Source organism: Gammaproteobacteria bacterium (assembly GCA_013697705.1).
Lineage (GTDB): Bacteria > Pseudomonadota > Gammaproteobacteria > UBA6002 > UBA6002 > UBA6002.
Window position 1 is genome coordinate 35,706 of the sequence record JACCWJ010000025.1, and the last position, 25,008, is coordinate 60,713.

At 39.4% G+C, this 25,008-nt stretch carries 25 protein-coding genes; 22 read left to right on the forward strand and 3 right to left on the reverse strand.

Translation table 11 applies throughout. From position 1 onward, the window contains the following. The first annotated feature begins 94 nt into the window (after positions 1–94). Genes dut through xth form a run of 3 tightly spaced genes read left to right on the forward strand, consistent with a single transcriptional unit; the run spans position 95 to position 2,761 of the window. The gene (dut, locus tag H0U71_05535) at positions 95–553 is read left to right on the forward strand and encodes a dUTP diphosphatase (protein ID MBA2654509.1); all 459 of its coding nucleotides are present in this window, start codon (positions 95–97) and stop codon (positions 551–553) included. An 11-nt stretch (positions 554–564) separates the two neighbouring features. Continuing rightward, on the forward strand, positions 565–1,959 hold the full coding sequence (locus tag H0U71_05540) for a phosphomannomutase/phosphoglucomutase (GenBank protein ID MBA2654510.1): 1,395 nt from the start codon (positions 565–567) through the stop codon (positions 1,957–1,959). Positions 1,960–1,987: 28 nt separating this feature from the next. Continuing rightward, entirely contained in the window at positions 1,988–2,761 is a 774-nt protein-coding gene (gene xth, locus H0U71_05545) for an exodeoxyribonuclease III (GenBank protein ID MBA2654511.1), read from the forward strand. Here xth and deoC read toward each other — a convergent pair. Both deoC and rph read right to left on the reverse strand, forming a co-directional pair. Beyond that, positions 2,758–3,543, reverse strand: coding sequence for a deoxyribose-phosphate aldolase (deoC, locus tag H0U71_05550; protein ID MBA2654512.1), 786 nt, complete (start codon positions 3,541–3,543; stop codon positions 2,758–2,760). The genes xth and deoC overlap by 4 nt on opposite strands. 14 nt (positions 3,544–3,557) lie before the next feature. Next, a complete protein-coding gene (gene rph / locus H0U71_05555; GenBank protein ID MBA2654513.1) occupies positions 3,558–4,274 on the reverse strand; it encodes a ribonuclease PH in 717 nt (238 codons plus the stop codon). 195 nt (positions 4,275–4,469) lie between these two features. Between rph and H0U71_05560 the strand changes: the two genes are divergently transcribed. The 17 genes from H0U71_05560 (at position 4,470) to H0U71_05640 (ending at position 21,834) form a co-directional block, all read left to right on the forward strand. Beyond that, positions 4,470–5,339, forward strand: coding sequence for a YicC family protein (locus H0U71_05560; GenBank protein ID MBA2654514.1), 870 nt, complete (start codon positions 4,470–4,472; stop codon positions 5,337–5,339). Positions 5,340–5,358: 19 nt separating this feature from the next. After that, on the forward strand, positions 5,359–5,973 hold the full coding sequence (gene gmk, locus H0U71_05565; protein MBA2654515.1) for a guanylate kinase: 615 nt from the start codon (positions 5,359–5,361) through the stop codon (positions 5,971–5,973). Positions 5,974–6,012: 39 nt separating this feature from the next. Beyond that, complete coding sequence (gene rpoZ, locus H0U71_05570; GenBank protein MBA2654516.1) at positions 6,013–6,222, forward strand: DNA-directed RNA polymerase subunit omega; 210 nt, start codon at positions 6,013–6,015, stop codon at positions 6,220–6,222. Between the two features lie 88 nt (positions 6,223–6,310). Further along, positions 6,311–8,440: a bifunctional GTP diphosphokinase/guanosine-3',5'-bis pyrophosphate 3'-pyrophosphohydrolase gene (gene spoT / locus H0U71_05575; protein MBA2654517.1), complete on the forward strand. Its 2,130-nt coding sequence runs from the start codon at positions 6,311–6,313 to the stop codon at positions 8,438–8,440. Between the two features lie 20 nt (positions 8,441–8,460). Further along, positions 8,461–8,844, forward strand: coding sequence for a RidA family protein (locus H0U71_05580; GenBank protein MBA2654518.1), 384 nt, complete (start codon positions 8,461–8,463; stop codon positions 8,842–8,844). After that, positions 8,840–10,936 (forward strand): ATP-dependent DNA helicase RecG, encoded by a 2,097-nt coding sequence (gene recG, locus H0U71_05585; GenBank protein ID MBA2654519.1) that lies wholly within the window; start codon positions 8,840–8,842, stop codon positions 10,934–10,936. Before H0U71_05580 ends, recG begins: the two co-directional genes overlap by 5 nt. A 129-nt stretch (positions 10,937–11,065) precedes the next feature. Continuing rightward, the gene (locus H0U71_05590; protein MBA2654520.1) at positions 11,066–12,793 is read left to right on the forward strand and encodes a hypothetical protein; all 1,728 of its coding nucleotides are present in this window, start codon (positions 11,066–11,068) and stop codon (positions 12,791–12,793) included. Beyond that, positions 12,786–13,856 (forward strand): hypothetical protein, encoded by a 1,071-nt coding sequence (locus H0U71_05595; GenBank protein MBA2654521.1) that lies wholly within the window; start codon positions 12,786–12,788, stop codon positions 13,854–13,856. Before H0U71_05590 ends, H0U71_05595 begins: the two co-directional genes overlap by 8 nt. A gap of 123 nt (positions 13,857–13,979) precedes the next feature. Further along, positions 13,980–14,561: an outer membrane beta-barrel protein gene (locus H0U71_05600; protein ID MBA2654522.1), complete on the forward strand. Its 582-nt coding sequence runs from the start codon at positions 13,980–13,982 to the stop codon at positions 14,559–14,561. Positions 14,562–14,732: 171 nt separating this feature from the next. Beyond that, positions 14,733–14,951, forward strand: a complete 219-nt coding sequence (locus tag H0U71_05605; GenBank protein ID MBA2654523.1) for a zinc-finger domain-containing protein — start codon at positions 14,733–14,735, stop codon at positions 14,949–14,951. Beyond that, positions 14,920–16,020 (forward strand): lipopolysaccharide heptosyltransferase II, encoded by a 1,101-nt coding sequence (waaF, locus tag H0U71_05610; protein MBA2654524.1) that lies wholly within the window; start codon positions 14,920–14,922, stop codon positions 16,018–16,020. Before H0U71_05605 ends, waaF begins: the two co-directional genes overlap by 32 nt. Beyond that, positions 15,998–17,020 carry a lipopolysaccharide heptosyltransferase I gene (gene waaC, locus H0U71_05615; protein ID MBA2654525.1) on the forward strand — a complete coding sequence of 341 codons (1,023 nt, stop codon included), beginning with the start codon at positions 15,998–16,000 and terminating at the stop codon, positions 17,018–17,020. Before waaF ends, waaC begins: the two co-directional genes overlap by 23 nt. Continuing rightward, positions 16,987–17,841: a glycosyltransferase family 2 protein gene (locus H0U71_05620; protein MBA2654526.1), complete on the forward strand. Its 855-nt coding sequence runs from the start codon at positions 16,987–16,989 to the stop codon at positions 17,839–17,841. The genes waaC and H0U71_05620 overlap by 34 nt, the downstream gene beginning before the upstream one ends. Position 17,842: 1 nt before the next feature. Then, a complete protein-coding gene (locus H0U71_05625) occupies positions 17,843–19,066 on the forward strand; it encodes an O-antigen ligase family protein (GenBank protein MBA2654527.1) in 1,224 nt (407 codons plus the stop codon). Next, entirely contained in the window at positions 19,057–20,133 is a 1,077-nt protein-coding gene (locus H0U71_05630) for a glycosyltransferase family 4 protein (GenBank protein MBA2654528.1), read from the forward strand. The genes H0U71_05625 and H0U71_05630 overlap by 10 nt, the downstream gene beginning before the upstream one ends. Further along, positions 20,130–21,065, forward strand: a complete 936-nt coding sequence (locus tag H0U71_05635; GenBank protein ID MBA2654529.1) for a hypothetical protein — start codon at positions 20,130–20,132, stop codon at positions 21,063–21,065. Before H0U71_05630 ends, H0U71_05635 begins: the two co-directional genes overlap by 4 nt. Beyond that, the gene (locus H0U71_05640) at positions 21,055–21,834 is read left to right on the forward strand and encodes a hypothetical protein (protein ID MBA2654530.1); all 780 of its coding nucleotides are present in this window, start codon (positions 21,055–21,057) and stop codon (positions 21,832–21,834) included. Before H0U71_05635 ends, H0U71_05640 begins: the two co-directional genes overlap by 11 nt. Here H0U71_05640 and H0U71_05645 read toward each other — a convergent pair. Next, positions 21,802–22,578 (reverse strand): glycosyltransferase family 2 protein, encoded by a 777-nt coding sequence (locus H0U71_05645; GenBank protein ID MBA2654531.1) that lies wholly within the window; start codon positions 22,576–22,578, stop codon positions 21,802–21,804. The two genes, H0U71_05640 and H0U71_05645, sit on opposite strands and share 33 nt — an antisense overlap. A 64-nt stretch (positions 22,579–22,642) precedes the next feature. On the opposite strand from H0U71_05645, the gene hldE reads away from it, so the two are divergent. Together hldE and rfaD are read left to right on the forward strand one after the other, a co-directional pair. After that, a complete protein-coding gene (gene hldE / locus H0U71_05650; GenBank protein MBA2654532.1) occupies positions 22,643–24,073 on the forward strand; it encodes a bifunctional D-glycero-beta-D-manno-heptose-7-phosphate kinase/D-glycero-beta-D-manno-heptose 1-phosphate adenylyltransferase HldE in 1,431 nt (476 codons plus the stop codon). Continuing rightward, positions 24,067–25,008 carry an ADP-glyceromanno-heptose 6-epimerase gene (rfaD, locus tag H0U71_05655; GenBank protein MBA2654533.1) on the forward strand — a complete coding sequence of 314 codons (942 nt, stop codon included), beginning with the start codon at positions 24,067–24,069 and terminating at the stop codon, positions 25,006–25,008. Before hldE ends, rfaD begins: the two co-directional genes overlap by 7 nt.

Genomic DNA, 25,008 nt, shown 5'->3' on the forward strand with positions numbered 1-25,008 from the left:
GGCAATACCGATAAAATCTGTTTAGCGCTTACAAGGGGATGCCATTTAGTATTTGTATGTTAAAATGCCCACTTTATTTTCGAGATTAATGAAAATGTCAGTAAGAATTGAACTAAAAGTGCTGGATGAGAGATTGGGTAAAGAATTCCCCTTGCCACAATACGAAACAATGGGTTCAGCGGGGCTCGATCTTCGGGCTTGTCTCGATGAACCTCTGGTAGTTGAGCCTACTGAGGTTAAGCTAATTCCTACTGGAATTGCTATCCATATTAAGGATCATACTCTAGCGGCGACCATTCTTCCTCGCTCAGGATTAGGACATAAACATGGAATTGTGTTAGGTAATTTAGTCGGACTGATTGATTCCGATTACCAGGGTCCCATAATGGTTTCATGTTGGAACCGAGGCCAAAACAGCTACACCATTACTCCGGGAGAAAGAATTGCTCAGCTGGTGGTCGTGCCTGTTTTAAGAGCACAATTTGAGATTGTCGCCCAGTTTGGAGAAAGTGCGCGCGGGGAAGGCGGCTTTGGAAGCACGGGCAAACATTGAAGGTAGGTAGGATGAATCTTTTTAAAACTACTCACGACTTACCGGAAGTTATTTTTAGAGCTTATGATATTCGTGGGGTAGTGAATGAAACTCTCACAGCAGATGTTGTGTTCACGATTGCCAAATCCATCGCAGCGGAAGCACGTGAGCAAGGACAAAATAGTATTGTTGTTGGTCGAGATGGCAGATTGACTAGCCCTTTGTTCGGCCAAGCCGTTATCGCTGGTCTTTTAGAAAGTGGAATAGATGTCATAGACATTGGCCGCGTTCCTACACCGCTACTCTATTTTGCCACTCATTTTTTGTTGAGCACTTCAGGAATCATGGTAACGGGTAGTCATAATCCTGCTAATTATAATGGCCTAAAAGTCGTCATTGCCGGAAAGACCCTGGCAGATGAAGGAATTAAAAAATTATACCACCGCGCACTGCAAGATGACTTTGCCATCGGTCAGGGTCAGCTAACCAATGTAAACATAAATCAGGCTTATATTTCGCGGATTGTAAGTGATGTCCATCTCAGTAAACCATTAAAGATAGTCATTGATGCAGGCAATGGTATTACCGGGAAAATTGCACCTGATTTGTTTCGTCAAATGGGTTGTCAAGTAAGCGAGTTATTTTGTGAGATTGATGGCGATTTTCCAAATCATCATCCTGATCCAAGCCAAGAAAAAAATCTAGTTGACCTTATTAATAAAGTAAAAGAAGAGCAGGCAGATATTGGGTTAGCCTTTGATGGTGATGGCGATAGATTAGGTGTCATTACTAATAAAGGCGAAATTATTTGGCCTGATAGACAGATGATGTGTTTTGCAATCGAAATATTAGAGCGATGTAAAGGTGCAACTATTCTATTTGATGTTAAATGCTCAAAGTTTCTGAGCCAAGTGATCTCTGAAAAAGCAGGTATTCCCTTAATGTGGAAGACAGGACATTCTTACATCAAAAATAAAATGAAAGAAGTGGAAGGAGCATTGGGGGGGGAAATGAGCGGCCATATATTCTTCAAAGATAGATGGTATGGGTTTGATGATGCACTATATAGTGGCGCCCGCTTGCTAGAAATAATTTCCCAAGCTCCAGAAGATGTCGCTACATTTTTCGCGGCATTACCAAACAGCGTCAATACTCCTGAATTACAAATCCCCATTAGTGAAAATGAAAAGTTTTCTTTTATGGAGAAATTAGCAAAGGTTGCATTATTTCCCGATGCTACTATTAACAGTATTGATGGGCTACGCGTTGATTTCAGTTACGGATTCGGATTAATTCGACCTTCGAATACTACGCCCAATTTGGTATTGAGGTTTGAGGCCGATAGCGAAAAAAATTTAAAAGTAATCCAAAATGCATTTAAAGATTATCTATTAGCGGTCAATCCGGCGTTAGTTATTCCTTTTTAAACTCTTAGCTCTCCAATGGATTTGTAAAATGCGAGTTATTACAATAAATTTTAATGGTATTCGCTCCGCAGCAAAGAAAGGATTTTTCGATTGGGTAGTTACTCAAAATGCCGACATCATTTGTGTCCAAGAAACAAAGGCACAAATGGAGCATTTAGATCATTCTCTATATTGCCCCTTGCCTTACAGCTGCCATTTTGCCGATGCAGAAAAGAAAGGTTACAGCGGAGTGGGAATTTACTGTAAGAAAGAACCAGATAATCTTATTAGAGGTTTAGGCTGGGATTGTCCAGACCGCGAGGGACGTTACATACAAGCAGATTTTGGAGAGCTCAGTCTCGCCTCTTTATATATGCCCTCTGGCACGAGTGGTGAAGAAAGACAGACTGTAAAGTATGCTTTCTTAGATCGTTATCTTGAAGTGTTAAAACGGATTCGTCAGGAATCTCGCCACTATATTATTTGTGGAGACTGGAACATTGCCCATAAACAAATAGATTTAAAAAATTGGCGTCCAAATCAAAAACACTCGGGATTTTTACCTCAGGAACGAGCATGGCTTGATACTTTGTTTGATGAGGTAGGCATGATTGATGCTTTTAGAGTCATTAATCAAGAACCCCATCAATATACATGGTGGTCAAACTTTGCTAACGCCTGGCAAAATAATGTGGGTTGGCGAATTGATTACCAAATAATAAGTCCAAGTTTACAGGACAAGGTTAAATCAGTTTCAATTTATCGCGATCAAAAATTTTCTGATCATGCCCCGCTCATTATTGATTATGATTTCGAGCTCTAATTTTCAAGGTCAGACGCACTGATAAAAATATTATCGATGAGATGACTGGCCCCAATTCGAAAATGCGTTGGATCAAGCCACTCATCTCCCATTATTTTTTTTGCGAGTTTTACATAGGCTAAAGCTTGTTTTATTTCTTTTATACCTCCTGAAGCTTTAAAACCAGCAGCTCTTTTTTCTTGCGAATGAATGGCAAGAAGCATAACAGAGGCGCTTTCTAACGTCGCCCCATGCTTACTTTTTCCTGTAGAGGTCTTCAAGAAATTGGCGCCGCAATCAATCACTTCATTGCTAACTGTATAGATTTGGTCGCTGCTAGCAAATTCGCTGATTTCTAAAATGACCTTAAGTAATTTTTTACCACAGGTTTTTTTACATTGTTTTACAAACTCTAAAGCGTCTGTCTTACCGTCTTTAAAATAAGTAGAAAATGGAAAAACAACATCAATTTCTTTAGCGCCTGATTCAATAGCATTTTGGATTTGCTTTAAAACATCAGACAGTTTCTCATCACCCGTGGGGAAATTTGCAACCGCAGCAATATTAATTTTAGGTGCAAGTTCAGCAACGAGGGGTACAAACTTTGGATAAACGCAAATAGCCGCTACACATCCTAATGAAGAATCCGCTTTTTGACATAATTTTGCTATTGATTCTTCTGTCTCCTGAAGATTTAAATTGGTTAAATCAATTACAGAAAGCAGTAGTTTTAAATCTTGCAGAGTCCAAGGGCTTTCATCAGCAATATCATGGTAACCGGCTATTTTTGAATTCCAATCCATAGGGTAATCTCCTGCTATAATCCCAGCGCTTCCTTTTGTTTCTGAATAATTTCGGCTATGCCGTTTCTGGCTAAACTTAATAAAACTTCTAACTCATCATCTTTAAAGGGGCGGCCTTCTGCTGTGCCCTGAATTTCAATAAATTCACCTTGTTCGGTCATGACGACATTCATATCTGTTTCTGCTTTTGAGTCTTCAGCATAATCTAAATCAAGAACGCCTTCATTTTGGTAAATCCCAACAGAAATTGCTGCGACTAAGCTTTTAACCGGTTTTGAAGTGATAATTTTTTTAGTTTGCAAATGTTGTATCGCGTCCACTAAGGCTACGCAAGATCCAGAAATAGCAGCCGTTCGTGTGCCGCCATCCGCTTGTATCACATCACAATCGATGGTTATGGTGTAATCCCCCAGTGCTTTTAAATCTATAGCCGCACGCAAGGACCGTCCAATTAAGCGTTGTATTTCGATAGTTCTTCCGCCCTGTTTCCCTCTTGTTGCTTCACGGTCCACTCTTTGATGCGTGGCCCTCGGTAGCATTCCGTATTCAGCTGTAATCCATCCTTGTCCGGTATCTTTTAAAAATCGTGGAATGCCGGAAGCAACGGTGGCGGTGCAAATTACCTGCGTATTTCCAAATTCAACCAACACAGATCCTTCTGCATGTTTAGTGAAGTTTCGAGTGAATTTAATTGTTCTTAATTCTGTGGCTGCTCTCTGACTTGGACGCATCTATAGTTCTCTCCAAAGTGTTGGGATGAGGGATAATTTAGGGAAAAAAGGATTGAGTATAACAAAAAAATAAGGCAAACATAGTAAATTGCGCCTTTTTCCTGGGTAGAATTCATCACACCGTGGTTCCGTGATAAAGACCCTTTAAATAAGAGAAGCTAACAAGTATGATTACCAAAATGTCTAAGGATAATTATGATTTACAGCATGACCGCTTTTGGGCGTAGTCAAACAAAAAAAGAGTGGGGTGTGGCCTCCTGGGAAATTCGATCAATTAACCATCGCTATCTGGATTTCAATATCCGCTTACCTGACACGCTCCGTGACTTAGAACAACACATAAGGGAGATAGCGCAGGAGTATTTTCAGCGTGGAAAAATCGAATGTACCCTTCGTTTTATGCCTGGATCCAATTTAGGCGCTACCTTATCCGTTAATCGGGGTTTATTACATCAATTAATAATTTTAGCGAATGATATAAAAGCTGATTTGCCTGAAAAAATAATCTCATTAAATTTAATAGACCTTTTATCTTGGAATGGAGTAGTAGAAGAGGAAAGTTTTGATTTAGGATTAGTCAGAGATGACCTCTTGAATTTATTCAGGGAGGCGGCTCAAGACTTAAAAGAGGGTCGCAAAAGAGAGGGCGCGACATTAACCCTAGGTATTCAGGCAAAGTTGACTGAAATTATCAAGCAAGTGACTGAAATAAAAAGTTATTTACCTAAGATAATAGAGCGTCAACGCGAGAAAATAATCTACCGGTTGGAAGAAGCCAAGGTTGCTTTAGATCAACAACGATTAGAGCAGGAAATGATTTACTTTGTGCAAAAAATGGATGTGACAGAAGAAATTGAGCGTACGTTATCCCATATAAATGAGGTTCAACGTACTTTGGAAAAAGGGGATTCTGCAGGCAGACGCTTGGACTTCATGATGCAAGAGCTTAACCGGGAAGCAAATACACTTGCTTCAAAATCAGTTGAGCCCCAGGTAACCCATGCCGCCGTAGAAATGAAGGTCCTTATCGAACAAATTCGCGAACAGGTGCAAAATATTGAATAAAAAAACTATTAGACCCTATATCGGATCTTTATTTACCATAGCAGCCGCTTCAGGCTCGGGCAAAACCAGTTTGGTGAAAGGTTTGACGGAGACATTAAAAAGAATCCAGGTCTCCATTTCTCATACTACCCGTCCCGCTCGTGAAGGAGAAAATAATGGTGATCATTATTTCTTCGTTTCAAAGCAACAATTTCTCAATATGATTGGGATGAATGAGTTTCTAGAACATGCTGAAGTGTTTGGTCATTATTATGGAACTTCAAAAAGTTGGGTGGAGGAAACACTGGAGCAAGGGATTGATGTGATATTGGAAATTGATTGGCAAGGGGCATCACAAATACGTAAACAGTTCCCCTATAGCACCTCTATTTTTATTTTACCGCCTTCTATCCAAATTTTGAGAGAAAGGTTACTTAATCGTCGGCAGGACTCACTGGATATTATTGAGCAACGTCTTTCAGCCGCAAGTACGGAAATCTCCCATTGCAAAGAATTTGATTATCTTGTAATTAATGGTGATTTTGATCATGCATTGTCTGATTTAAGAGCCATAATCAAGTCGAAACGTCTGGAAAGTGGTATGCAACTGAAAAGACATAGCAAACTACTGGAAGATCTCGCACAAAATCAGTAAAATAGATCTCTTTGGATCATTTATTTGGGGTGAATTGGAATGGCTCGTATTACCGTCGAAGATTGTTTGAAAACTATCCATAATCGTTTTGAACTTGTTATTGTAGCTGCCAAGCGGGCTCGAGAATTAGAAATTGGTGGCGCTGACGCTACCGTTGCCTGGGAAAATGATAAGGCTACCGTGGTTGCGCTGCGAGAGATTGCCAAGGGTAAGATTACGAAAGAAATACTAGAAGAGTTCGATAAGTAATTCTCACTTCTTAAAGCCTCGAAATCTTGCTTTCTATACCTTAAGCTTTAGAGGCTAGCTAGGGTACCCCATCCAAGGCGGAGGAATCGTGCGGCTTTTTAAAAAATTACGTCGCAAGTTAAATTATCTCTCTGAGAAGCAAATCGAAGAGATTTATCACGCCTATCTAACAGCAGCAATGGCGCATGAAGGCCAGAAACGTTTTACTGGCGATCCCTATATCACCCATCCGGTCTCTGTGGCTTGTATATTAGCCGATATTAAAATGGATAAACAAAGCATTATGGCTGCTTTGTTACATGATGTTATCGAAGATACAGAAATCGACAAAGCAACTTTGGCTGAAGAATTTGGTCAGCAAGTCGCTGAATTAGTAGATGGAGTGAGTAAGCTTACTCAAATTGAATTTAGAAGTCGGGCAGAAGCCCAAGCTGAGAATTTTCGTAAGATGGTCCTAGCGATGGCAAAAGACATCCGTGTCATCATCGTTAAACTGGCCGATCGTCTCCATAATATGCGTACCTTAGAACCTTTACGGGCTACTAAAAGAAGACGTATTGCTCAAGAGACACTGGATATTTTTGCTCCCATTGCAAATCGTTTGGGTATGCATAGCTTTTATGTGGAACTCGAAGAGCTCGGTTTTGAGGCCTTATACCCCCACCGGCATGCGGTTTTAAAAGAAGCAGTACGAAAAGCCCGCGGGAATCGTAAAGAAATTTTAAGCGTTATTTTCGAATCGCTTAAAAACGAAATAGGCATACATCATCTTCCCTATTGTGAAGTCATCGGCCGGGAAAAACATCTCTACAGCATTTATAAAAAAATGCGCAATAAACATCTTTCTTTCAATGAGATTATGGATGTATATGCCTTTCGTATCATTGTCGATAGTATTGATAATAGTTACAGAGTGTTGGGTGTCGTCCACGGTCTTTATAAGCCTTTAACAGAACGCTTTAAGGATTATATTGCTATTCCCAAAGCAAATTATTATCAATCTCTTCATACTACTTTATTTGGACCCTATGGTGTGCCAATTGAAATTCAAATACGCACACAAGAAATGGATGAGATGGCTAATTTTGGTATTGCTGCGCATTGGCTATATAAAACGGGCGAAAAATATTTCAGTAATACGCAGGCAAGAGCGCAGAAATGGGTTAAAAACCTTCTTGAAATGCAACAAAGCACAGGTTCCTCTTTAGAATTTATTGAAAATGTAAAAGTGGATCTATTCCCGGATGAAGTTTACGTTTTTACTCCACACGGCGATATCATGGAGCTTCCTAACGGATCCACCCCCGTGGATTATGCCTATACAGTGCATACTGACATTGGAAATTCCTGTGTTGCAGCCAAAATTGATCGCCAATTAGCGCCTCTTTCAACGCTTCTTTCCAATGGTCAAACGGTAGAAATCATCACCTCACATAATGCTAGGCCCAATCCAGCCTGGATAGATTTTGTCGTAACGGGAAAAGCCAGAAGTAGTATTAGACATTTTTTGAAAATTCAACAACGCGTTGAATCTATGGCCCTTGGAAAGCAGTTATTAAATAAAGCGTTGGCAGGGATGTCATTATCCATCAAAAAAATACCAAACGAAATTTGGATGACTTTCTTAAACGAAACCGCATTAACTTCTGTAGATGATTTACTAGAAGAATTGGGATTAGGCAATCGTGTTCCCTTGCTGGTAGCACATCGATTAGCGGGATCTATTTCTAATCATACCGAAGGTAGTACGTTTACTGAGGCACTGCCGGCTAAGCCTTTATTTATTAAGGGAACGGAAGGCATGGTTATGAACTTTGCAACCTGTTGTCTTCCAATACCCGGCGATCCTATCGTCGGTTTATTCCAGGCGGGTAAAGGAATTATTGTCCATACAGAACAATGTAAGCGTATTGCTAATTTGAGAAGCCAACCTGAAAAATGCATGCTGGTCCGATGGTCTGCTGAGATTAAGAGTGAATTTCCCGTAATTGTAGAAGTTGAAGTCCATAATAAACGAGGTTCATTAGCGGCGATGGCGATGTCAATTTCAGATGCAGAAGCAAATATTGATGACATAAGAATTACGGAACGAGATGGTCATCACTATCTTGTTACTTTTAAATTAATGGTTCAAAATCGAGTCCATCTTGCACATGTGATACGTTTACTCAGAAAGGTAAAACAGGTAGTGCATATTCGGAGAGGGAAATCACCTTAGATCTTTTTGTGGAGAATTAAATGAAGCAAATTATACGGACACATCTTGCGCCTAAAGTTATAGGGACTTATTCCCAGGCAGTTAAAGCAGGCAACACAGTTTATATTTCTGGCCAAATTCCTTTGGTTACGGAGACAATGGAGCTTATTTCCACTGATATCCGCGATCAAATTAAACAAGTTTTTGAAAACCTCTCGCAAATTACAGAAGCTGCTGGAGGTAATTTAAGTGAAATAGTTCGCCTAACTATTTATCTTACTGATATCACTCATTTCCAAAGTGTTAATGAAATTATGTCAGAGTATTTTGAGGAACCTTACCCTGCGCGAGTATTAATTGGTGTGGCTGCATTACCAAAGCAATCACAGGTAGAAGTTGACGCCATAATGGTTTTGAGTGATTAATCAAGATCGGCCTTCTCTAAATAGCCTTCATTGTATTGAACTCAAAGGGGTCGGGCCTAAAATTGCTGAGCATTTAAAACGTCTCGGCATTGTTACGGTTCAAGATTTACTTTTTCATTTACCACTTCGATACGAAGATAGGACCCACTTTAAACCTCTTGCTCATTTAAAGCCCGGTGATCATGTTCAAGTGGAAGGAACAATAGCTCATGTGGTCATTAAAGAGGGGCGGCGAAAAAGCCTGGTAGTAAGAATAGAGGAAGAATCAGCCTATCTTTTATTACGGTTTTTTCATTTTAATACAGCCCAATATAATTTGATAAATAGACCAGGTCAGCGTGTTCATTGTTATGGCGAAGTAAAATGGAACGCGCAGGGCTATGAAATGATTCATCCTGAATATTATTTTGTAAAAGAAGATCAACCGCTTACTACTAGTAATACTCTTACTGCAATTTATCCAACAACTGAAGGCCTTCATCAATACAGCTTGCGTCGTTTGACAGATCAAGCATTGTTGTTGCTTGAGAAGGGTGGAGAATTGAGTGAGCATCTTCCAGTGGCTATTTTGGAAGAGTTAGCATTGCCTGGATTAACTAAAGCGGTTCACACAATACATAGACCGCCTTCGGATACCCCTCAAGAAACGCTGCATCAAGGTTTGCATCCCGCCCAGCAAAGGTTGGTTTTTGAAGAGCTTCTAGCGCATCAATTAAGTTTAGCCAGAATTAGAATGCGCACGCGAAGCTTACAGGCACCGAAAATTACTACGCAATCTACCTTGCCCGACCAATTTTTGATGCAACTACCTTTCCAGTTAACCCATGCTCAAAAAAGAGTCATCCACGAAATAGTTCAAGATCTGCAAAGTGGTTCACCCATGTTGCGTTTAGTGCAAGGAGACGTAGGATCAGGTAAAACGGTAGTCGCTGCAGCGGGGGCGTTATATTTAATTAGCGCTGGTTTTCAAGTCGCGATAATGGCCCCTACTGAATTATTAGCTGAACAGCATTACAAGAATTTTTTATCGTGGTTCAATCCTCTTGAAATTAATGTTGCCTGGTTGACCAGCGCAATTAAAGGGAAAAAAAGGGATGAAATCGCGGAAAATTTACTGGGCGGTCAACTACAAATAGTGATTGGCACGCATGCATTATTTCAAAAAGAAATCCTTTTTAAGAACTTGGGGCTCATCATTATTGATGAGCAGCACCGATTTGGTGTGCATCAGCGTTTAGCGCTTTTAAATAAGGGAATGTGGGGGGATTATCATCCTCATCAGTTGATTATGTCTGCGACACCTATTCCCCGAACCTTGGCTATGACAGCGTATGCCGACCTAGACTGCTCTACAATTGATGAGTTACCTCCAGGAAGAACGCCTATTAAAACAGTCGTATTACCAAATTCCAAACGTCAAGAGCTCATTCATAGAATAAAGGATAATTGTCTCGCTGGGGCTCAAGCCTATTGGGTTTGTACATTGATTGAGGAATCAGAAATTCTAGAATGCCAAGCGGCTGAAGAAATCACAAAAGAATTAACTGCTTGCTTGCCCGAACTTCGAATTGGGCTGGTTCATGGGCGAATGAAGTCAAAGGAAAAAGAGCAGATTATGTTTGCCTTTAACAATAGGACGATTGATCTATTGGTGGCAACTACCGTAATAGAAGTAGGAGTAGATGTACCTAACGCAAGTTTAATGGTTATCGAAAATGCAGAGCGCCTAGGTCTTGCGCAACTTCACCAATTGAGGGGGCGTGTTGGAAGGGGCTCTATTGAAAGTCATTGTGTTTTGCTGTATCAACCGCCGTTGTCTCGTCTTGCCAGTGAGCGGTTATCAGTACTGCGTAGTTATAGTGATGGGTTTATTATTGCGCAGAAAGATCTGGAGCTTCGGGGGCCTGGCGAAGTATTAGGAACCCGCCAAACTGGGTTGATTCAATTTAAAATTGCAGATTTAACACGAGATCAACATTTATTACAGAATGTGCAGAGAGTATCTGAGGTTTTGCTGCATCAATTTCCTGAAAATGCGGACTTAATTGTTCAACGCTGGTTGGCAGACAATCACCTGTTGAGTGAAGTTTAAGTAAAGAAGGCGCTGCAGATTGTTACAAACCCTTTATTTTACAAGAGGTACATGCTTGTGTAAAATAAGCTAATCATTATCTAGCTGCATTATTCATATTTTTGCCACTCACATGATAAAAGGACTGTCGTGCTTTCACAGTGGATAAAAAGCCTCAAAATTATTTCCTGGTTAAAATCAGCGTTGGTTTTTATTAATAATCAATTCTACCATTGGTTTAGTCCTATCCCACGTTATGAGCAAGAGCTCACCACTTTATTAACTCCACGGGCCGAAGCATTTAGCTTATACAAACAATTTATAGAAGGCGATGCGCAGCAAAAACAATGTGCTTTAAGCACCTTAACTAAAGCAGCGTTGGACAAAAAATCCCCTAAAGGTGTTTGGGCCAGTAAAATTTTGAGTTATATATACAGTAAAGGATTTGACGATCAATACATCTCTATTTTGCCACAAAAGGTTCTTGCTGACCAATATGTGCAACAATCAGCGCAAAGCATTCAAACCTTTGAGAATCGGTTGCGTAAAATAGTGACGAAACTAAATACAGTATGGTTTTTCAAAAAGAAAGCATTGGCATTAGTCGAGTGGATCACTACTAAAGATAAAGAGTCTGGGATAACGAATGCAAAGGTTAAAGGCCAGGCTCAAACCTCTTATTCAGGAATTATGGCAAATAATAATTCCCCTATTCTCAAAAAACCGATGCATGTTCTAAATACTACTTTTAGTGCGCATGTTCCCCCTCCCTTAGATAAAAATAAGCGTAATACCGAAACCAAGTTGCAACAAGCAATGATTTGGTTTAATGAAGATATGTTTAATGAAGATATTAAGAAAATCTCTCTGATAGAAGAAATATTTAAAGAAGTGACTGCAAAAAAAAATAATAATACCCTATCTCAAGCACAGCTAGCTCTGTATGAACAATTATCATTAAAGTTGGCAAAGTATTATGAGAAGCTTTTTTTAAAAACTCCTTCTTCTTATAATTTCAATTTGGATGCAGAGGCCAAATCATATCTAGAAAATGCTCTATTCTATTTTCGGCAAATTTCAAGCTGTCACGAAAATTATGCTATAATTCAATTCAAAATAGTTCACTATTATAAATATTTTTTATCTGATTCGGCACAAGAAAAAGTTGCGCTCGAAGCTTTATGTGACATCGGTGATAGCGATAGCGCATATAAACTCGTGATGAATGATTTTAATAAATTTTGGTATCATTATGTCAATCAAAAATTATCCGCCGAAGAAAAAGAGATTGTAAGGAATTATGAATCGGATCCAAATCATCGTAGTTTTCTTGATCAAGTAAAAATATCGCCGCGGCAAGATTTTGGTTCACTTCAACTCACAGCGTTAGCTATCTTAAAAAAATTAGTGGCTGAGCTTAAAGATTTTAGTCACAACCTGCCCGCATCATCAAGTTTAAGAAGTGATGTAGAAGAGTTAATGGCGAGTGTTATTAGTTTTGAAAAAACACCAGCTTATAGTCCTACGATGGGTGCTGATATTAAAAATGCTTTAAATTTAATGAGAACATTCAATCCCCAAATGAAGCAAAATCTTGAGGCTTTTTGGGCGAGTAAAGTATCAGAATTTAGCGTGACTAAACCAGAAGACTTGGTGGCAACAAGTAAAGTTTCATTAGCAGGATATTTAAATTTTATTGAAGTGATTAAAAATCATTCAGGTGTAAATGCTAATGATTATTTCAAAATTTTCAAACAAGCTTACTTCGAGCTTCTTGCAAAAGTATGTAAAGAAACTATGTCAAAGGAAATGGAAAATAGTGGACTTACAGAGGTGAATCAATCTTTGAATGAGAGAGGAGTAGACATTCATGCCTAATGAAGTAAGTGACTATTTTCAACACTTGTTAAGTGATACCGACGTAAAGAAAGGAAAGATGCACCAAATTAAGATCACCAGATCGATGGATCCTCTGCCTGTCGCGAAGGTGCAGAACAAAGTTTTTCTGACACAACTTAGTAAATTTATTGTTGAAAACCAATCTTTATATAAGAAAAACTCACCCTTGTTATATCAAGAAGATATTAATTTTTCTATTAAAATACTTCGGCTTGCATATGATAATTTCACTGCCGGATTGGAATCCGAGCATCAGCTTTATTTGCATTGTTTGGAGGTCAAAAGATTATTTTCAGCGGGATTATATATTTTTCATTATGGTTTTGGAGGTGAGTACTCTCGAATTCTGGATCAAGTAAAACCTCTCGGATTAAATAAAGTTTCATGCTTGGATATGTGTTTAAATGAGTTATTAGAAGCAAATGCGAAGAAGGTTATTAAAGAACAACGTCAATCAGTAAAAGTTGAGTTTCTTAGAAGCTTGGAGCCCCCTTCGCCGATAGCTGAGGTAATAGAGTTGGTAGAAAATATTTTACGCACTATTGATCCCTCCCAAATGAATGCCCTCTCTGAAATTAATCAAGAAAAAATAGAGACTTTAAAAAAACTTATTAAGGAAGGCAACATCCAGTATGCCGAGCAATTAAAAATAAGTCCAGCTGACAAAATTTTAGAAAAAAAACTGCAAGCATCACAAGAAGAGCACCTTCTTAATGAGGTAATAGAAAAAGCGCTAAAACATTTCTCAAATCGCCTGACAGAGACTATTTCAGAGATTAATAGCCACCAAAAAACGATGGAAGAGACGATTAAAATCTTAGTGGAAGCTTTGATGAAGCATGAGCTTGCTGCTGCCAGTCCGCAAAATTCTCCATTTAACAACAGGTCTAACAAAGGTAGAAGTTCTGCATCGTTACTGCTTAGTGTTAAACCTGTAGTGACAGCCTCTTCACCAAACCCTAAAAAAACAAAGGCTTTGCTTGTCGCAACTCAGAGCGAGGATAACTCCCCCTCCTATTTAACAATGACTAAAAACAATTAATAATGGATGAAAAATAGCCATAGTAATTTTTATTGTCAGTCATGTTTTTAGTCAGTACACTCCAGTTCGTCATCACGGACCGCGCTTACAGGAGTTAGGAAAAACAAATAATAAGAGGTTTCTATGAAGAAAAAATTTTTATTAACGAGTATTCTTGCTCTTCTGATCAGCCAAGCTGCTTTCTCTAATGGCCGCCCCTTTTATGTCGGAGCTCAGCTCGGGGGGTGCGATCTTCACTATGATCGGTCTGAATTAAGCCAAGATGCTATAGCCGTTGATGATAGGGGCTTTGCAGGGCGTCTTCTCGCAGGTTTTAATATAAATCAAAATCTTGCGCTAGAAATGGGCTACACAAAGTACTCCAATCCAGAGTTTTCATACTTAGGTAATGTCAAAAGCAACTTTAGCCAAGAATCTTTAGATTTTTTAGGTAAATTTTCCTTACCTATCTCCTGCAATCTAAGCGTTTATGCTACAGCCGGTATGGCCTTTGTGCAAAGAGATGACGCCGAAGTGGTTTCTCGCAATGTAACCATAAAAATCAACGAAGCCGATGATCATCTGCGGCCAATGCTAGGTCTAGGGGTGAGTTATGGATTTAATTCTCGAGTCTCTGGCGAAATTGGCTATTTTCGAACCTTTGGTACAGATGATTTAGAAGATGCAGATTTTTATGGAGCAGGTTTTACCTTCAGAATTGGGTAATCTCAACCTTTGCTAATTCTTGAATTCATTTATTAACAGCCGTCCTCTCACGCCCTGGGTTGTGGGGGGACAGTTGTTTCAAAGTATCAGAGTGGAGAGTTTGCTTGCGAAGCACCACTAGCTTTGGTAACGTTTAGCAGGATCCCAAGTTTATTGTTCTAGGAGCAATTTATGGCCTGTAATAAAAAACAAGCATGTACAGCTGTTCACTATGAAGTAACGCAAAACGATTTACCTCTGTCTTGCCCCATGCCAAGTATGCGTCTTTGGGACGCGCATCCTAGAGTATTTTTACCTATTGCCGAAACCGGTCACGCAGTTTGTCCTTACTGCAGCACAGAATATTTTTTAAAAGATTATGAAAAACGTAGAAAAATGGTCGAAGCTTAGTTTTTTGCAAAAGGAAGAAAATTCCTCCTTATCTCCTAAAGCGATCCTCATTATTGGACCGGCCTGGATAGGGGATATGGTAATGGCTCAAACTCTCTTCAAAGTATTAAAGTATCGCTATCCCCATATTTCGATTGATGTTTTAGCCCCTTCCTGGACGGTGCCCTTAGTCCAGCGTATGCCGGAAGTGCGTGAAAGTATTCTTTTTCCGTTTGGTCATGGAGAACTGCATCTCTTCAAACGGTATAAGTTTGCCCGTACCCTTCGCAATAAAAATTATGATCAAGCAATTATACTGCCAGGTTCTTTCAAAGCAGCTTTAATACCGTTCTGGGCTCAAATTCCGCTTCGAACAGGGTGGTTGGGAGAGTGGCGTACCCCGTTAATCAATGATGTTCGACTCAATAGGGATAAACCACCGCTATTGATTCAACAGTTTTCTTCGCTTGCCTATAATAAAAAAGAAAAATTTACTTTGTCCCTCGACGATTACTACCCAAAATTGGAAGTTAATGAACAGCGACAAAAGGACTTAGTAGAATCTTTACAATTGTCTACGAGTTCGCCTGTTTTAGCGCTTTCACCGGGGGCCGAATACGGTCCAGCCAAGCGTTGGCCAATAGAGTCGTTCTCACAAGTGGCAAATGAAATGATTTCTTGCGGCTGGCAAGTATGGATTTTTGGTTCAAAAAAGGAATCCCCACTGGCTCAGTCCATCATGCAAGCTACCCAAGGCAAATGTGTCGATCTCACAGGAAAAACCACTTTAATTGAAGCAGTAGATTTGATGTCTATAGCGCAAGCTGCTATTACTAATGACTCAGGTTTGATGCATATCGCAGCTGCTCTGGATCTCCCTTTAATTGTCTTGTATGGTTCTTCCTCTCCTAGATTCACTCCTCCGCTTTCAAAACACGTAAAAGTAATTAATTTAGAATTAGGATGTAGCCCTTGTTTTAAACGAACATGTCCCTTGGGACATTTTGATTGTATGAAAAAAATATCGCCTGAATTAGTACTTTCTAACCTCAAAAGCTTAGTTGCATATGACTCGCATATTGATAGTTAAAACTTCGTCGATGGGCGATATTATTCATACACTACCCGCGTTGACGGATGCGGCTAGGTCACTTAAAGACATCACTTTCGATTGGGTCGTTGAAGAAGCTTTTGTCGAAATTCCAAAATGGCATCCCTTAGTTGAAAATATTATTCAGGTTCCATTACGCAGATTCAAAAAACAAAAATTGCACATGATTCATAACGGTGAAGTAGCACTTTTTTTCAAACAATTACGTGAACGACAGTATGATAGGGTCATAGATGCTCAAGGCCTTATCAAAAGCGCATTAATTACCCGATTTTCGCGTGGACTGCGTTGTGGCCTGGATCGGAAATCAGCTTGGGAACCTTTAGCAAGTCTTGCATATCAAAAAAGACTCCATGTAGATGCTTCACAGCATGCCATTACGCGCATGAGGCAAATTTTTAGCCAGGCATTAGATTATCCATTAGTTGACTCCTCTCCCGATTATGGAATAAAAATAAAGACTAACTATTCAACCAAGAATGCGCGGTATTTATTGTTTATTCATGGCACCACTTGGGAAACCAAAGAATGGCCGGAGAGCTATTGGATCGCATTAGCCAAAATAGCAAACGACAAAAATTATGAAGTATTATTGCCCTGGGGGAATATTAAGGAACAAGAGCGCGCACAACGTATTGCTAAAGCCTCTAATAACGTGAGAGTACTCGAGAAATCCTCTCTCACAGAGATTGCGGGTATCCTTCTTTCAGCTGCAGGGACGGTCAGTGTGGATACCGGACTGGGTCATTTAGCGGCGGCATTGAATGTGCCTACGGTATCAATATATGGTCCTACAGACCCCAAAGAAACAGGAGCACTAGGTGCTAATCAAAAACACCTCACGGTTAATTTCAAATGCTCGCCCTGCTGGAGTGAGCGATGTAAGTTTAAAGAGGTGTCATCTGTCGCTCCAGCTTGTTTTGCTTCAATTCCCCCGGAAATGGTATGGAATCAACTAACAAAGGTTATTCACGATTGAAAAAATCGGTTTTCACATCAGTCATTATTACTACCTATAATTGGCCCAGTGCATTAGACAAGGTGCTATGCGCATTGAAGGAGCAAACTGATGCTCAGTTTGAAATAATCGTTGCAGATGATGGTTCCTCAAACGAAACTGCGCGTTGCGTAGACGAAGCCAAGCGTGACCATCCTATCCATATTGAACACATCTGGCAGCCGGATACAGGATTCCAAGCAGCTAAGATACGGAATAAAGCTGTTTCTAAGGCAAGGGGAGACTATCTCGTTTTCATAGACGGTGACTGCATACCATTACATAATTTTATCCAAAGACACCGCCTGTTAGCCGAACAAAATTGGTTTGTAGCGGGTAATCGTACCCTTTTAAGTGAACAATTCACTCATCGTTATCTGTTAAATGATAATCTAGCTTTGCCAACCTCGCTGTATCAATGGTTTCTACTCTGGAAAGATCAGTATTGCAATCGGCTACAACCATTGTTATTTTTCCCTTTGCTTCCCCGTAAATTTCAAGCGAAAAAATGGCAGGGTGCTAAAACATGTAATCTAGGGGTGTGGCGAAAAGATTTTTTAACTGTAAATGGTTTTGACGAATCATATCAAGGCTGGGGCTACGAAGATTCCGATTTAGTGATTCGATTAATTAAATCTGGAGTAGGGCGAAAAGACGGGCGCTTTGCAGTACCGGTAGTGCATCTTTGGCACAAAGAGCAGGGTCGCGCTCACGCAGCAGAAAATTTAATTCGCTGTGAACAACGTCTCACGGACAACGTAATAAAAGCAAATATTGGGGTAACTCAATACCTGGAGAATTAGAGTGTCTATTTTAATCCATCCTACTACTAGTTTAGAAGTGCCAAAGACTGCAACTCTCTCGAGAGTGGTAATTTTATTTGGATTAATGGCTCTCATGCTTTGTGTGCCTCTTCTTAATAAGTGTTTTTGGGCAGCTATATTACTTATTTTAGCTTCGAATTCTTGGTATAAAGATTGGAAAGTTCTGTTGCAGAAAGAAGTTTTCGTCGTCGCTTTAGTGTTAATTTTATTATTTACTCTAGGGATAACCTACAGTCACGCGAGTTGGAATTATGCCTTTCGCTCGTGGGATAAATATCTAAAGATTTTTTATTTATTATTCTTTTTGCCTCTGTTCATTCAAAAAAAGGCACGTACTCAAGCTATTTATTGCTTAATTATTAGTGTCATGGTCAGTGAGATATTTACTTATTTACACTTTTTCAATCTCCTCGATTTAGGATTTCCTACCAGTAAACATTGGCTTTTTGTACAAGATATTGATGCTGGGTTTGTAGTCTCTTTCACCGCCTTCGTCTTAGTCAATTTAGCGGTCGACAACAAACGATGGCGTGCAATTTTTCTAATATGTTTTCTGATTTGCAGCATTGATGTGTTGATACTTAATCAAGAAAGAACTGGTTACTTAATATACCTAGCACTCGCTGCGTTATTTTTCTTACAACGATTTCGTTGGAAAGGAGTGTTGGCTGCTATTATTTTACTGCCCTTGTTTTTTGCTAGCCTCTATATAAGCTCGGATCAATTTAACAATCGCACAAATCAGGTCGTCAGTAATATTCTGGATTATCAAAAAGGCAATCAAAACACCTCCATCGGACTGAGGCTTTCTTTTGCCCAATACAGTTTTAGCGTGATTAAGCATCATTTATTAATTGGATCTGGTACAGGGAGTTTTGAGGAAATATATCGCACTCTCAATGGTCCTAAAATAAACAATGAAACCTGGCCGGCTCATCCCCATAATGAATACATCTCAATATTATTCCAGTTAGGAGTGGTGGGTTTGAGCATTTTTTTATACTGGATTTACCTGCAAATTCGCTTCAGTTTTTCACTTCCACAAGAAGAAAAATTTCTGATGCAAGGGCTAGTGCTCGCATTTGTTTTATTAGGTTTTTGTAATGCTTCTTTATTGGTCAATCCAGCCGGTGCTTGTTATGTTTCATTTTTAGCCATTTTTATGGCCGCCAAATATGAGGGTAAGGGCATTAAATGCGAGTAGCAATTATTCACCATCAATTCAAGCTTAAAGGCGGGATGGAAACTTATCTTTTAAACTTAATAAAAGGTTTTAACGATCAACAAGATCAAGTTTCCATCTATGTTTATAAGCGTAATAAAATACAAGAAGAACCTATCTGTAATGTCAAGAAAACTAATTTATTTTGGTTGCCACGAACATTACGTAAATATTGGTTTGGTTCACATATACATAAACAAAAAAGAATGCAATTTCATGATTTAAGAGTGAGTTTAATGCGATCGTTCCATCAAGAAATAATAGTGTGTGGGGGGACTCATCAAGGATTTGTTTTTAATACTCAAAAAAAAATCACTCTGTCAGATAGATTAGAAATTGCCTGCGAAAAAAAAAGTTACGCTACTTCATTAATAGTTCTAGCCCATTCTGATCAACTAAAAAAAGAATTGATTGAACTTTACAGCGTTCCAGCATACAAAATTTTGATGGTTCATCCGCCAATCAACACTGAAAAATTCCATCAAGGCTTCCGTGACCAGAAAAAGCGGCTGCGTAAAAAATTTAATATCCATCCAGAAAAAAAGATAATTTTATTTCCTTCTACAGGGCATAGACGAAAAGGATTTTTCTCACTGATCGCTGCATTCAAACAACTCCCTGAAGCAGAATTTGAGCTTGTCATTGCGGGGAATAAGCCACACAAAAATTCCTGCGCCAATATCAACTACGTTGGCTTTGCCGAAGATATGGCGTCACTTTATAGTGCGTGTGATGTTACAATACTTCCCTCCCTCTATGAGCCATTTGGTCTAGCCGTTCCGGAATCATTACAGTGCGGTACTCCCGTAATTATTTCGAAGTTTGTTGGCGCAAAAGACCTTATAACAGAAGATGAAGGTATCATTTTGGCAGATATTACCCCTGCAACTATTGCCAATGCCATTTTGGAAGCGACGAGTAAGCAATACAATATAACTCCTCATTTCGCTGAGCGAAATGGCCTCGCCATCGAGACCCATATCCAAAAACTAAAGCAAACTTTTCGTGACCATTCCATGAAGACTGCCGACCGAAAGGAAGCGACATGAAGAAGAAAAAACGTGTTGATAAATTATTTGAGGGTTCGATTGATAAAAATGCATCGATAGCCTTCATATGTTCTTTCTGCTTAGGCGATACCTTGATGAGTTTGGTGACCGCGAATAATTTTGTGCGCAATGGCTATACAATTGAAGTCTTTGGGGATTATGCGTATGCCCTCAGAGATTGGTTCCCACAATTTAAAATATCACCGCTTATTTCAGTGGACCAACAACAGATACTACAAGAATATAAATATGTACTTCATATGTACGAATCCCCCCTTTCCAAGTCGGTATCTGAGTGGCATCCCGGTTCACTCACTTTGTCAGACTCGATCTATTATCTGGCTGATATGACAATGACTGATATTCAAGTAACGCTGTGTAGAGAAGAATTTAACCTAAAAGATTTGCAACGTGTTAATAACATACAAGCATTGCCCGATTTGATACACCGAGCGAATCCGTCACGTTTAATATTCCATCCCACCAGTTCTTTGCTTCGTAAAAATTGGCCAGCAAGAAAGTTTTTGAATTTAGCAAAACAATGTCAGAAAGAAGGATTTGAAAATTATTTTATTGTTTCACCTAAAGAAAGAAGTGATTGGTTGTGGTTAGAACAAGAAGGAATATATCTGCCTACCTTTGAATCATTAAGTGAAGTGGCGAAGTTTATTTTTGAGTCTGGTTATTTTATTGGTAATGATTCAGGTATAGGTCATTTAGCATCAAACCTAGGTATCCCCACCGTGTCTATTATTTTACGAAAAGGGGTGGCTAAACAGTGGCGTCCAACCTGGGCACCCGGGAAAGTAGTATTATCGCCTAACTGGTTAAATCCAAGACCCATAAAAGAAAAGCTATGGAAAATGTTTACGCGTGTTGATACTGTAAAGAAGGCTTTTGATGGCTTAAGACGAGAAATGGATGTTAGTTAGCATGCGGGGCAGGGTAAAAAAAATAATTGCCAATACTTCACATTATGTGTACCAAAAAAACTTCTATTCTGAATTTATGGGTGACCAAAATTTTTATACACAGCAGTTACAAATAGTATTGCCTCAACTAAATTTAGATCTGGCTAAGGTGGCTCTTTTTTTTAAAAATAGCCGTGGCGATACTTCCACTGTGGCACTTGTGCAGATGGGCCACGATTCCTATGTCATAAAACGTTATAACATTAAAAATTTTTTTCATGGGTTAAAAATACAGTTTCGCCGAAGTCATGGTTATCGTTCGTTTTGCTACGCTCATTTTTTGAAAAATAAAAATGTGCTAACTATTAAGCCGGTGGCTGTTATGCAGAAAAAATGGGGAATATTTAAATTCGAATCCTATTTTATTAGTCGATATGAAGAAGGTATGCGTGGCTGTCAATATTTCAACGATGCGTCTGGATGTCAAACAACTTGGACTGAAACGATTGATGCAATAGTGGAATTAATTAAAACGATGCATGCTAACTCAATCTATCATGGTGATTTCCATTTCGGCAACATGGTGATCAACAACAATAAGCCGATACTGTTAGACTTTGATCGTATTAAAATAGTGAAAAACCGCAATAGATTTGCCAAATTACATAGAAAAGATTTGAATAATTTTCTGCGTTATTTAATAAGAAACCCACTCGCTAATATGGCATTTCAAAGTCATGTAGGGTGGCAAGATTATTTAGGAGCTCTTGCTGTTATCCGCCGAGGATAACTCATCATGTAACAACATTATCTTCAGATAACGGTAGTAACATCCTTCAGCATTGGAAATTGCCAACATAAATCCTTTGCGGCCATCGAGAAAACCTAGCCTTAAAAAATAACCTCTAAAAAACGTCCACCCGCCACGCACAATGGCTTTGAGAAGCCCGCTTCTTTTGCCTTCTGCAAATTTATAGGTCGCACTCAAGGTAGAGTAGTCATTAATTTTATGGAGAACTTCTTCAAAGTTGGAGAATGAATTATGTAAAAGGGGGCCTTGCAACTTCCCAACGGTTCCATCAACAATAAGCGCTTCGTGTACCGGCAATTCTTTAAATATAGCTTTGTCTTTTTTGAAAAGACGCACACAGCTATCCTTTCTCCAATCACCAAAAGCCATGAATTGATTGCAATATTTAGATTTTCTAGGAATGCGGTAGGCAGAATGAAGCGACTCATTTTTTATTAGTGTGGTAATTTCTTGGCGCAAGGCACTACTTACAATTTCATCGGCATCGATTGCTAATACCCACGCAGAGGTACATTTTTGCAACGCTCTATTTTTTTGAATACCAAAACCTGGCCAATCAACTTGGTGTACATTGTCGGTGTATTGTTGACAAAGGCTCACGGTTTCATCCGTACTCCCGGAGTCTAGAACTATAATTTCATTTGCAAATTTCACTGAATCTAAACAGCTGAGAATATTATCTGCTTCATTTTTAGTGATAATTATAACGCTTAGTGAACTCATAAAGGTTGCCAAACCCGCCATTTACTGTAATCTTAATCCCCAAAAATAACATCGCGGGAAACAAATGACAATAAAGATTCCTAAGTACGAAGACATCACTATTTTAGTGGTGGGCGATATCATGTTGGATAGATATTGGCATGGAGCTACAAACCGTATTTCCCCGGAAGCTCCGGTACCCGTTGTGCATGTGCAAAATATCGAGGAAAGACCCGGTGGAGCAGCAAATGTCGCTTTAAATTTAAAAAGCCTGGGTTGCAAAGTTAAATTACTGGGCATCATAGGTAATGACTCTGCGGGGAATTCTCTGGAGGTAGCTTTATCGAATGCAGGCATTGATTGCCATTTACAGCGTGTCCCAGAGCTACCTACGATCACCAAACTCCGCGTTATTGGTCGCAATCAACAGCTCATCCGATTAGATTTCGAGCAAGAGTTTCATTATGTTGAAAAAGATAGTTTAAACAAAGCATTTCAAGGCTTCCTTGCAGAAGTAGATGCGGTTATTTTTTCAGATTACGGTAAGGGAACGTTAGTCGCTGTGGCCAATATGATTCAAGCAGCGCGCAGAGCAAAGAAATTTATCTTCGTCGACCCCAAGAGCACCGATTTCACTTGCTACCAAAATGCCACCCTCATTACGCCTAATTTAAAGGAATTCCAGCAAGTTGTGGGCCATTGTCACTCCGAAGCAGAGATAGTAAAAAAAGCTCAACTACTCATTAACCAGCATAATCTTGAAGGGCTGTTAGTCACTCGAGGAGAGGACGGCATGTCTCTGATATTAAAGGATGCCCTGCCTGTTCATTTACGAGCTCATGCCAGAGAAGTCTATGACGTCAGTGGCGCAGGAGACACTGTTATTTCGGTGCTTGCCGCAAGTATAGCGTCGGGGTGCGACTTTGAAACATCGAGTATTCTTGCAAACCTAGCAGCAGGTATTGTGGTTAAAAAATTGGGCGTGGCCACGGTATCAATCCCAGAGCTGCGTAGAACATTACAACGTAAACATGGTAGCGATTCAGGAATTCTGCATGAAGATGATCTGATTATTGCTATCGAGGATGCTCGAGCACATGGTGAAAAAATTGTCATGACCAATGGCTGTTTTGATGTGTTGCATGCAGGGCATATTACTTATTTAGAAGAAGCACGTAGTTTGGGTAATAGACTAATTGTGGCTATTAACGATGATAACTCTGTTAAACAATTAAAAGGCAATAATAGACCGATTAATACGCTGCAAGATCGCATGATATTAATATCGGCCCTACGTTGTGTCGACTGGGTGGTTTCGTTCTCTGAAGATACGCCGGAAAGACTCATTACGCGTGTGTTACCCGATATATTAGTCAAGGGAGGTGATTACAGTATCCCTGATATAGCAGGTAGTAAACAGGTGCTAGAAAATGGTGGCGAAGTGAAAATTTTAAGTTTTGTTGAAGGTTACTCATCAACTGCTACCATAAAACGTATGGAGGAATCGATATGCTAGTAGTGACGGGAGGCGCAGGTTTTATTGGCAGTAATTTGGTGAAAAGTCTTAATAAGCGCGGTTATAGTGATGTGTTAGTGGTTGATGACTTGACTGATGGAATCAAATTCAAAAATCTCGTCGATTGTGAAATTACAGATTATCTAGATAAAGATAACTTTCTTACTAAATTACAAAATCAAAATTTTATTTCTAACATCGAAGCTATCTTTCATCAGGGGGCCTGTTCAACGACGACAGAATGGAACGGTCGTTTCATGATGGAAAACAACTATGAATATTCTAAAACACTTCTTCATGCCTGTTTGGATGCCAAAATCCCTTTAATTTATGCTTCAAGTGCCGCTGTATACGGTTTAACAAAAACATTTAAAGAGTTGCCTGAATATGAATCGCCACTCAATGTGTATGGCTATTCCAAACTTCAGTTTGATCGTTATGTGCGTCGCTTTTTAAATCAAGGTAATAGCCAGATAGTTGGCTTGCGCTATTTCAATGTTTTTGGTGCAGGAGAGGATCACAAAGGCAGCATGGCGAGTGTCATCTTTCATTTTTATCATCAGCTTAAATCGAGCGGTACCCTAAAATTATTTGAAGGCTGTGAAGGTTATGAGAATGGCGAGCAGCGTAGAGATTTTTTGTATGTTGATGATGTTACAACCGCCAACCTATGGTTTCTAGATAATGAGCAGGCAAGTGGTATTTTCAATTTAGGAACAGGTACAAGTAGAAGTTTCAATGATGTAGCAAATGCTGTGCTCGATTATTTTGGAAAAGGTAACATTGAATACATACCTTTTCCGAATCATTTGAAGGGACATTATCAAAGTTTTACCGAAGCCGATATTAGTTTGTTACGTCAAGCAGGTTACCAACATCCTTTCTCAAGTCTGGAATCGGCAGTTAAAAATTATCTGCTGCAGCTAGATCGCTAG